At 33.1% G+C, this 9,800-nt stretch carries 9 protein-coding genes; all 9 read left to right on the top strand.

Annotation, left to right across the window (positions count from 1 at the left end; translation table 11 throughout):
- Positions 1–97: 97 nt before the first annotated feature.
- The 9 genes from gcvH (at position 98) to ACKGJY_RS13000 (ending at position 9,773) form a co-directional block, all read left to right on the top strand.
- Complete coding sequence (gene gcvH / locus ACKGJY_RS13040; RefSeq protein WP_413974342.1) at positions 98–478, top strand: glycine cleavage system protein GcvH; 381 nt, start codon at positions 98–100, stop codon at positions 476–478.
- Complete coding sequence (locus tag ACKGJY_RS13035; protein ID WP_413974341.1) at positions 447–851, top strand: VanZ family protein; 405 nt, start codon at positions 447–449, stop codon at positions 849–851. The genes gcvH and ACKGJY_RS13035 overlap by 32 nt, the downstream gene beginning before the upstream one ends.
- 59 nt (positions 852–910) lie before the next feature.
- Positions 911–1,630: an energy transducer TonB gene (locus ACKGJY_RS13030; protein WP_413974340.1), complete on the top strand. Its 720-nt coding sequence runs from the start codon at positions 911–913 to the stop codon at positions 1,628–1,630.
- Positions 1,631–1,941: 311 nt separating this feature from the next.
- The gene (locus tag ACKGJY_RS13025) at positions 1,942–2,739 is read left to right on the top strand and encodes an energy transducer TonB (protein WP_413974339.1); all 798 of its coding nucleotides are present in this window, start codon (positions 1,942–1,944) and stop codon (positions 2,737–2,739) included.
- Positions 2,740–2,868: 129 nt separating this feature from the next.
- Positions 2,869–4,962 (top strand): gliding motility protein RemB, encoded by a 2,094-nt coding sequence (locus ACKGJY_RS13020; RefSeq protein ID WP_413974338.1) that lies wholly within the window; start codon positions 2,869–2,871, stop codon positions 4,960–4,962.
- 214 nt (positions 4,963–5,176) lie between these two features.
- On the top strand, positions 5,177–5,725 hold the full coding sequence (locus ACKGJY_RS13015; RefSeq protein ID WP_413974337.1) for a hypothetical protein: 549 nt from the start codon (positions 5,177–5,179) through the stop codon (positions 5,723–5,725).
- Between the two features lie 79 nt (positions 5,726–5,804).
- The gene (locus tag ACKGJY_RS13010; RefSeq protein WP_413974336.1) at positions 5,805–6,605 is read left to right on the top strand and encodes a hypothetical protein; all 801 of its coding nucleotides are present in this window, start codon (positions 5,805–5,807) and stop codon (positions 6,603–6,605) included.
- Positions 6,606–6,611: 6 nt separating this feature from the next.
- Positions 6,612–7,163 (top strand): hypothetical protein, encoded by a 552-nt coding sequence (locus tag ACKGJY_RS13005; RefSeq protein ID WP_413974335.1) that lies wholly within the window; start codon positions 6,612–6,614, stop codon positions 7,161–7,163.
- Between the two features lie 6 nt (positions 7,164–7,169).
- On the top strand, positions 7,170–9,773 hold the full coding sequence (locus tag ACKGJY_RS13000) for a T9SS C-terminal target domain-containing protein (protein ID WP_413974334.1): 2,604 nt from the start codon (positions 7,170–7,172) through the stop codon (positions 9,771–9,773).
- The last annotated feature ends 27 nt before the right edge of the window (positions 9,774–9,800 follow it).

Genomic DNA, 9,800 nt, shown 5'->3' with positions numbered 1-9,800 from the left:
GGTAACTATTCTTATTTAGGCTCTATTTAACAAATATCTATTTGATATGTAACTTCTAATAGATACATTTGTAATAACAACCATTAAATGTTATAGAATGAATATTCCATCAGAATTAAAATATACTAAAGACCACGAGTGGATAAGAATTGAAGGTGATTTAGCCGTTGTAGGAATTACAGATTTTGCTCAAAGTGAATTGGGGGATATTGTTTATGTTGAAGTAGAAACAGTAGACGAAACTTTAGACGCCGATGAAATTTTTGGAACCGTAGAAGCTGTTAAAACCGTATCAGATTTATTTTTACCATTATCAGGAGAAATAGTTGAATTTAATGAAGGTTTAGAGGATGATCCTGAAAGCGTGAACTCTGATCCTTATGGCGCAGGTTGGATGATAAAAATAAAATATACTGATGCTTCACAAATAGAAAGATTGTTATCAGATGAAGCCTATAAAGTGCTTATTGGTGCTTAAAAACATAGCAGTTTTTTTTGCTACTTTATATAGTATAGCTTTAGCAACAGTTAGTTTAATTAATTTAAGTGGTAAATTGCCTGATGTAGAAATTAAACACAGCGATAAAATTTTCCATTTTATAGCGTATAGTCTACTCTGTTTACTATGGTATATTGTATTTAGTTTTAAAAAAGAATATTCTAAAAAAAAATCAATATTTAATGCTGCATTGCTATCTATACTATTTGGTATAATTATTGAAGTGTTACAAGGAACAGTTACCACACACAGATCATCAGATGTTTTCGATGCTGTAGCAAATAGTTTAGGCGCATTACTTATGGGGAGTCTATTGTGGATTACATCAAAAATACAAGTTAAAAATAAGTAAACACTTGTTTTTTTACCAAATAAGTAGTTATTTTAGCAATCTTGAAAAAACAATAAATTATGGAATCTAAAAAAAATCCTCAAGCAAATGTTGGCAGAAACAGTTCTCTGTATTTTGCTATTGGTTTAGCGCTTATGTTATTTTTAGCATATTCAGCTATTAATTATAAAACTTATGATAAGTCTGATATTGATATAGGACAATTAAATTTAGAAGAGGAAATAGAAGAGGAAATTCCATTAACACAACAAATAGTAACGCCGCCACCGCCACCACCGCCACCAGCAGCACCAGAAGTTATTGAGATTGTTGAGGATGAAGAAGAAGTTGAAGAAACTGTAATAGAATCTACAGAAGTAGATCAAGAAACAGAAATTGTAGAGGTAGAAGAAATCGTAGTTGATGCTGTAGAAGAAGATATAGAAGTACCTTTCGCCGTAATTGAAAACGTACCTGTGTTTCCAGGATGTGAAAAAGGAAGCAATGCTAAGAAAAAAGCATGTATGTCTGCTAAAATTCAAAAATTTGTACAGCGTAAGTTTAATACAGAGTTAGCATCAGATTTAGGATTATCAGGAAGACAACGTATAAACGTTATTTTTAAAATTGATAAAACAGGTAATATTACAGGTGTGCGTTCTAGAGCACCACACCCAGGACTAGAAAAAGAAGCAGCAAGAGTTATTAACTTATTGCCTAAAATGAAACCAGGTAGACAGCGTGGTAAGCCAGTAACAGTTCCGTATTCTTTACCAATAGTTTTTCAAGTACAAGATTAAGATTAAATATAAATTATTTAAATATTAAAACCCCAAGGCTAGCCTTGGGGTTTTGTTTTTAATAACAAGTTAACTGCTTTTATAAATTTATTTTAGATGTAATTTTTGATACAATAGTAAAAAGACAAAATCCCGTTACATATTCATGTTGCGGGATTTCTTTTTTGGTATACTTATTGTGATTTTATCATAATATTAACATTACAACTATGATAATGAAATAATCAAGAATCAATCACTGTTTTTTTGCATGTGAAACAGCAAGTAATCTTGTGAACTTTATTGGATTGTAGTTTTAAAAATCACAACACATGAAAAATTCAAAACAATCTCACGACAGCGTTCAGCAAAACGCTAGTAACGTGAAACAATCACACAAGCATGATGCAAATTTACAAAAAAACTCTACCCTTTATTTTCAGGTAGGTTTAATAGTTTGTCTTTTAGCGGCATTAGGCCTTTTAGAAATGCAATTTGAGACTACCATTCCGCAATTATCTCAAAATACATTTGATCCGGACGATACCTTTGTAATGGAAGCTCCCAATTTTAAGGTTTATGAAGAACCAAAAGCCGAGGTAGTGCCAAAAGCAAAACAAAAAAAAGTACTTTTTATAAATAACGTAGATATAAAGAAAGATACAGATCCTGTAATTGAGACGTTAGTTGATACTCCTGATAGCTTTATACCTGATGAGCCTTTTAATTCAGACTCAGTTGACGTTCCAGCTATTGAGGATGATTTAAAACCAGTGCCCTTCGCTTTAATCGAAAACGTTCCTGTTTATCCAGGTTGTGAAAAGAAAGTGGGTAATAAAGCACGTAAAAAATGCATGTCTGATAAAATTACGCGGTTAGTTCAAAAAAAATTTAACGGTAGTTATATTGCATCTCAATATGGACTATCAGGAAAGCAAAGTATATATGTTGAGTTTTTAATTGATAATACAGGAAAAGTCACAGATATTAAATCGCAAGCAACACATGTAAAGTTAGGAGAAGAAGCAAAACGTGTTGTAAATAAAATACCTAAAATGCAACCCGGAATGCAACGCGATAAAGCAGTAGGAGTTCGGTATACATTGCCAATTATATTTAAAGCACAATAATACATACAATTTAGCATGCAGCAAGCCGTTATCCTGATTGGATAACGGCTTTTTTATTGATAAGCCTCTAAAAAATCTATCTTAATAAAATATAGTATCTTTCAAACCAAAATGTAATCATACTCATATATGAAACAATTTGCCGCCCTTTTTCTGTTGTTAATTCAATATTCAGTCTTCTCTCAAGACAGTAATACTTTCGAAAAACCTCCCGTTTTCCCCAATTGCGAGAATACAAATATTACTGCACTTCAAACGTGTTTTGATAAAAACGTATTTAATACTGTAAACAGAAATTTTAAAGTACCTAAAGCGCTTAGTGATACTAATTATAGAGGAGAAGTGGTGGTGCTTTTTGAAGTAGATACCACAGGAGCCTTTCGCGTTATGTACGTTGATGCTATAAATCAAGAGCTTAAAACCGAAACTAAACGTGTTTTTAAATTGTTTCCTAAGATAAAACCAGCCACGTATAGCGGCAGAAAAACATTTAAGCAATATTCTATTCCAATTAAAATCCCTTTAACAGATAATACTTTTAATGCTTCAAAAGATTTAGCTAAAAACAATGCGATTACACAACAAGAAGTTACTGCTAAGAGAGAGTTTGATAGTGTAACTAAATCTTTAACGGCATACACAAGCAAAGCGTTGTCAAGCCAGTTAAATATTCAATTTACGCATAGTGATTATGCTAGATTCGATAGAGCTATGAATGTTATTGGTACAAACAGTCATACAGCTTCTAAACCTTTTTTATATCAAGATGTTTCTAAATATCATGATTTTGAGGCTGAAAGAGACGCTTTAACTAAACCCACAAAAAATTGGACAGGAGAAAAATTATGGAACTCACATTTAGTAGAAATACAGAGTGATGATTATTGGTTTACTATAGATCCTATTTTCGATTTACAATTAGGTTCAGATGCCGAAGGTGGTAGTACTTACAATAATACCAGAGGTGTTTTAGTACAAGGTGGCTTAGGAAAAAAGTTTAACTTTTACACAAGCGTATTTGAAAGTCAAGGACGGTTTGCAGATTACGTAAACAGATATATTGAAAGTATTAGAGCATCAGGCTCAGAACCTATAGTTCCTAGTAGAGGCGTTTCAAAACGTTTTAAAACCGACGGTTATGATTACCCAGTAGCAGAAGCTTATTTGTCATATTCACCAGCTAAATTTTTAAATGTACAATTTGGTCATGGTAAAAACTTTATTGGAGACGGGTATCGTTCCTTGTTGTTAAGTGATGTTACAAGTCCGCATCCCTTTTTAAAACTAAATACTAATTTTTGGAAAATTAAATATACCAATACCTTTATGTGGATGCGCGATGTGCGCGGAGAAGTACAAGAAGATGGTGCGTTTTTAACCAAATACATAGCTAATCATTATTTGAGTTGGAATGTGTCTAAACGTCTTAATATTGGTCTGTTCGAATCTGTACTTTGGCAAAACAGTAACAATAGGGGTTTTGATGTAAACTATCTTAACCCAATAGTGTTTTACCGCGCTATAGAATTTCAAACAGGACAGGATGCTGGAAATGCGTTATTAGGGGCATCTGCTAAATATAAATTTACAGATAACATAAACGCTTACGGTCAATTTATTTTAGATGAATTTTCTTTAGGAGATATTAGAGGAGGCCAAAAGAGTTGGAAAAATAAGTATGGCTACCAATTAGGTGTTAAATACTTTAATGCTTTTAAAGTAGATAATTTAATGTTGCAGCTAGAATATAATCGGGTGAGACCATATACCTACTCGCATAACAGTATTGTGTTAAACTATGCGCATAACAACCAACCTGTAGCACATTTATGGGGAGCTAATTTTAGTGAGTTAATTTTAATTGGACGTTACCGTTATAACCGATGGTTTGGTGATGCACGATTTATTTTTGGAACTAGAGGTTTTGATGTTAATGATGGTACAGATAACTTTAGTTATGGTGGCGATATTTACAGAAATGAGCAGGATAGACCTTTTGATACTGGTGTTACAGTAGGGCAAGGCATAACAACAAAAACCTTTTACGGTAATTTACAAGCAGGATATCTAATTAATCCAGCATCTAATCTTAAACTATTTACAGATATAACCGTTAGAAATTTTAACCCAGATATTACTACAACCGAGGTTTTTAAAAACAATACGGTTTGGTTGAACTTTGGTGTAAGAACTGACTTGTTTAATTGGTATTTTGATAATTAATGCATTCCTGTGAAAACAGGAATCTTTCTATTAAGGCATACATCATTGTCATACTGAATTAATTATAGCGTCTTTTTTAAAAATAAGCATTACGGTTTTCTTGTATTAACTAAACGTTAAATTCACCTTATTGCACAAATGTAGGTAGAAGTACGTATACAATGTTCTGTTTTTTTTTCTTACATTTAAATTAAATTCGTAATGCCCAATAACTATGACAAACATAAAACGAATTACAACAGTAGTATTAGTTGTATGTATGCTAAGTGCTACAAGTTGCAAAAATGATGATGATACTACTGCTAACCCCATCGACCAACTCCCTCCACCGACACAAACAGGTAAAAATACCTTTGGCTGCCTTTTGAATGGAGAGGCGTTTATACCTAGTGGCGGTAATAATCCTTTAGATTGTGTTTATCAATTTGTTAATGGAGGGTATTATTTTTCAGTTCAAGGAAATAGAAGGGATAATCAGAATATTTTGAGAAGAATATCTATTGGAGTATTAAATAGAGAGTTAATAGAAGATTTTCTATATGAATTAAAAGAAAATGAGGATGGAAATGCAACTGGTAGGTTCTTCTTTGGTGCTTTATCTAATTTTACTTCTGCAAATAATTCTGGAGAACTAATAATCACTAAGCTTGACACGGAAAACCAGATAGTATCAGGTATATTTTGGTTTGATGTTGAACACCCTGTTACTGGAGAAATAGTTGAAATACGAGAAGGGCGTTTCGATATGCAATACACGCAATAAATAGACCTGCTATGCGCCAACATAGCAGGTCATTAAATTAAACACTAAAAATAATGTCTAACCTTTATATTACAAATTTATGAAATTTATTTCGCTTAAATTAAAATGTATTATCTTATGGGTACTCTGCATAAGCTTTAATACAAATGCACAAACTATCAACACAGAGTGGGCAACAAAAATCAATCAAGCCTTTGCTGGCGTTGATAAAAATCGCGTGCCACATAGCTTGCTAAAAGACTATGCTATGGAGTTTACAGATGTAACTATGTATAATGGTACACTAAACGACACTAATTATGTAAGCCGTGGCAAATTAAAATCTATTTACAATACCTTAGTTATGGCTAGGGTAAAACCCACAGTAACCAGTTTAATTAACCCTAAGGTATTTGATCAAAATTGGAATAATTTAAGAACGGAAAACACCATTGTACTTTCTGGTTTGTACTACAAATACAGTCAGTTTAAATCCAACGCGTATCCTAATTATATTACCGTAAGTAACAATAAGTTGTATGACAAATATACTAATGGCGTTTGGCAAAACCCATACGAAGTAAAACAGGTATTTGCAGTAGCTTCACCAATTACAAGGTTTAAAGGATTGGCTGTAACTGTAAAATTACCACAAAGCTTGTGGTTCACTAACCAAAGTAGTGCGGTGCAAAGCGTTGCTATAGATTTTGGTAATGGTAATGGCTACGTTACCATGCCGTTTGGTACAAATTATCAATTACAATATGTGGATGAGGGTATTTATGATTGGACCTATAAATTAACCCTTAACAATGGGCAAGTATTGTATAGCCGTAGTAGAATAATAATTGAAAAAACGGCACCAACAGCTACTTGGAGCAGTTACAAAAACCAACATTAAAAAATCATGAAAACATACATAACTTATCTAATGATTGCATTCGCACTTATAGCCTGCAAAAGCGATGACGATAACAACACACAAAATCCATTAAGCCAATTACCACCAATGACCACCACAGGTGAAAACACCATAGGTTGCCTAGTAAATGGCGAACCTTTTACCGATAGCGGTTTAATGAATAATTTTTATCAGTTTGTAAATGGTGAATCTGTTTTAGCGATTAATTGGGAACAAGGGACAACAAATAATTCAAAACGAGGTCAGATAGCAATAAGTAACATAGAAATAGTTGAGGGAGAAACTTATATTATAAACATAAGTGATTTTTTAGAGGATGATTACAATGGTAGCAGTGGCACTTTCACTACAAATACACCTCAATTATTTGGACAATTTGAGACAGACCAAGATAATACTGGATTTATTACGTTTATACGATTTGATGACACCAATAATATTATGTCAGGTACTTTTCAATTTGAAGCGAAAGAGATAACTACTGGTCAGATTATATCAATCACAAATGGTCGTTTTGACCTTACTTTTACAAATTAAAAACACATGAAAAACTATATAATACTTGCAACTATTATTCTATGCTCAGTAAAATTTTATGGGCAAGGAATGATATTCACAGAAAATATTACAGCTACAAAATCTCACTTAGGTGAGTTCGGTTCAGTAGTCTTGCAAATAGATGACGCTGGTAATGATGGTATAATCACTCGCCCTCTCATAGTTGCAGAGGGATTTGAGTCGGGTCTTTTAGGTCAAGAAAACGAATTTGGAGAAAATAATATCGAAGAATTTATAGAAGATTTAGAGCAATCAAGAAGTGCAGATTTACGAAATTTATTAACCAATCAAACAGAATTTGTTTACGGCGACCAAAACTACGACATCATCTATGTGAACTGGGACAACCCAAGAGCGCATTTACAGCTTAATGCTTTTGTTTTGGAAGAAGTCATCAATTGGGTGAACCAAGAAAAAGCACCTAATGCGGACCAAAACGTAGTGCTTGGGCAAAGTATGGGCGGTGTGATAGCAAGGTATGCCCTCGCAGATATGGAAGATGACCCCAACCTAGACCATGACACCAAGCTCTACATTAGCCACGATGCACCCCACCAAGGGGCGAATATACCAATTGGTATACAATATTTCGCACGCCATCTTGCCGACCAGTTTGTTAAAACACCTTTAGGTGATTTTTCCTTTGAGGTGGGTAACGACAGTGAGGCATCCATTGAAGAAATCAACTCGCTTTTTAACGAACCTGGTACACAACAATTATTGGCAGAATATATTACACCAAGTTTTGGCCTAGACAATTCAGCTTTCGAGGCTTTTCAAACAGATTTACAATCTATAGGTTATCCTACCCAAACTAGAAACATTGCTATTAGTAATGGTAGCCACTGTGCCAATACACAAGATTATGATTATAATGCGTCTTTGTTTAGAATGAATGGTAAGGCAAGAACAGGTGTTTTGGCAGATTTGTTAGGTTCGTTTTTAGGTATAGCAGATGATATTGCATTAGCCATTATTTTTGACGAACCTGGATTAGTTCTAGGAGTTTTACCAGGAAGTAGTCAATTTGATTTGGATTTTAACGCCAAAGCCTTACCTATAGCAAATACTAATGCTAACGTATATAAAGGTAAAGTATCTTATACAAAAAAGCTGTTTTGGTTTTTAAATATAACTGTGAATATAACTGATCGCTCGTATGATAACCCTGTAAATTTATCTTATGATAAATACGCAGGTGGTAGATATGAATTATTTGATCAGGTTAATAATATTGATTTTTTTAATGATGATGATGGTACTTTTACGCAGTTTCAGGCAGATCTGTTAAATGTACTAGTAGGGTCTGCAAATATGGATTTTAATGTAGAGCAAACCTTTGGTTTTATACCTGTACCAAGTGCTTTAGATGTTGGAGGAGGTACAACCACCTTGAGCGATAGTGATTACTTTAAAACTTATGGTGCTGCCAATCCACCAACAGGTAATCTTTCAATTCCTTTTCATAATTTTATTACTGCTTATCTTAACAATAACAGTGATAACGAAGAGCATATCTCTTTTAATTTTAGAAATGGTGATTGGTTAGCCACAGAATTGGATACTATTGTTAATAATGAAGAGGTTTTTGATTGTTCTGTATTTTGTTCTACGAATACGTCGATAATTCAAGGTCCTGATTCAATTTGTACATCAGGAACTTATACTTTAAATAGTGGAAATTATAGTCTGTTTTGGACTGTAACGTCAGGGCAGCATCTAGTTAGTTTATCGTCAAACGATAATTCTGTTATTGTTACTAAATTAAATCCAGAAACTACCGGAATGATAACGTTGGAAGTTTTTATAAATAGTGGTACTGCATGCTCAAATCAAACAACAACAGTTGTAAAAAACATTTTTTTAAGCGCAAAACCAATAATTAGTTTCGATAATACTGGACTAAGAGATGCTATTTTATCAGGTACTACATTGCCAGATGAATCTCCTTTTTTAATTGAAAGTGGAGATATTATTAATATAACAACTATTGATACTCCCACACAATTACAATGGAAATATACAGGATTTGATCCTTATAGTAGTTGTTTAATATTTCCTAATATAACTGCTCCAAACTCTGTTGATGGCATTGTTCCTTTAATTGGTTATAGTTTTATGTCTTCTGAACCTAATTCTATTCCATTAAGTAGTAGTCCTGCAATTTCTATTCCATCAAATAATGAAGGTTATTTACAGGTTGAAGTAACAGCTGTTAATGAATGTGGTTGTGATACAAATACAAATGTTTATGTTAAAGAAGGTACAGGTAGTAATACACCTCCAAATGGTAGCGAACCTCCATTAGATTTTAGCATATCTCCAAACCCATACACTGCTTTTGATTTTGGGCTTATTGTAAATATATTTAGAAATGAATCAACACCAACAGGTCAACCATTACCAGTTTATAGCTGTACTTTTGAAATACTGAATACAGTTACAGGTGCGAGTTATTACAGCACCTCATTTTTACTTACTGATAGTACTCACGATATGTTAATTTTACCTTCTTGTCCATCGGGTACACATGTGGCAAAACTTGATTATAGTGGACAAACAGTTACTAAATTATTAGTTGTTGAATAATTTTATTGTATTGATAAATTTAGGGTG

Source organism: Hyunsoonleella sp. 2307UL5-6 (assembly GCF_047345485.1).
Taxonomy (GTDB): Bacteria; Bacteroidota; Bacteroidia; order Flavobacteriales; family Flavobacteriaceae; genus Jejuia.
This window is presented reverse-complemented; position numbering and strand designations above follow the sequence as displayed.

What these genes read in the sequence shown, in the direction of transcription:
- gcvH (WP_413974342.1), top strand. Translation starts at nt 98, where the DNA reads ATGAATATTCCATCAGAATTAAAATATACTAAAGACCACGAGTGGATA.
- ACKGJY_RS13015 (WP_413974337.1), top strand. Translation starts at nt 5,177, where the DNA reads ATGACAAACATAAAACGAATTACAACAGTAGTATTAGTTGTATGTATG.
- ACKGJY_RS13020 (WP_413974338.1), top strand. Translation starts at nt 2,869, where the DNA reads ATGAAACAATTTGCCGCCCTTTTTCTGTTGTTAATTCAATATTCAGTC.
- ACKGJY_RS13025 (WP_413974339.1), top strand. Translation starts at nt 1,942, where the DNA reads ATGAAAAATTCAAAACAATCTCACGACAGCGTTCAGCAAAACGCTAGT.
- ACKGJY_RS13035 (WP_413974341.1), top strand. Translation starts at nt 447, where the DNA reads ATGAAGCCTATAAAGTGCTTATTGGTGCTTAAAAACATAGCAGTTTTT.
- ACKGJY_RS13030 (WP_413974340.1), top strand. Translation starts at nt 911, where the DNA reads ATGGAATCTAAAAAAAATCCTCAAGCAAATGTTGGCAGAAACAGTTCT.
- ACKGJY_RS13005 (WP_413974335.1), top strand. Translation starts at nt 6,612, where the DNA reads ATGAAAACATACATAACTTATCTAATGATTGCATTCGCACTTATAGCC.
- ACKGJY_RS13010 (WP_413974336.1), top strand. Translation starts at nt 5,805, where the DNA reads ATGAAATTTATTTCGCTTAAATTAAAATGTATTATCTTATGGGTACTC.
- ACKGJY_RS13000 (WP_413974334.1), top strand. Translation starts at nt 7,170, where the DNA reads ATGAAAAACTATATAATACTTGCAACTATTATTCTATGCTCAGTAAAA.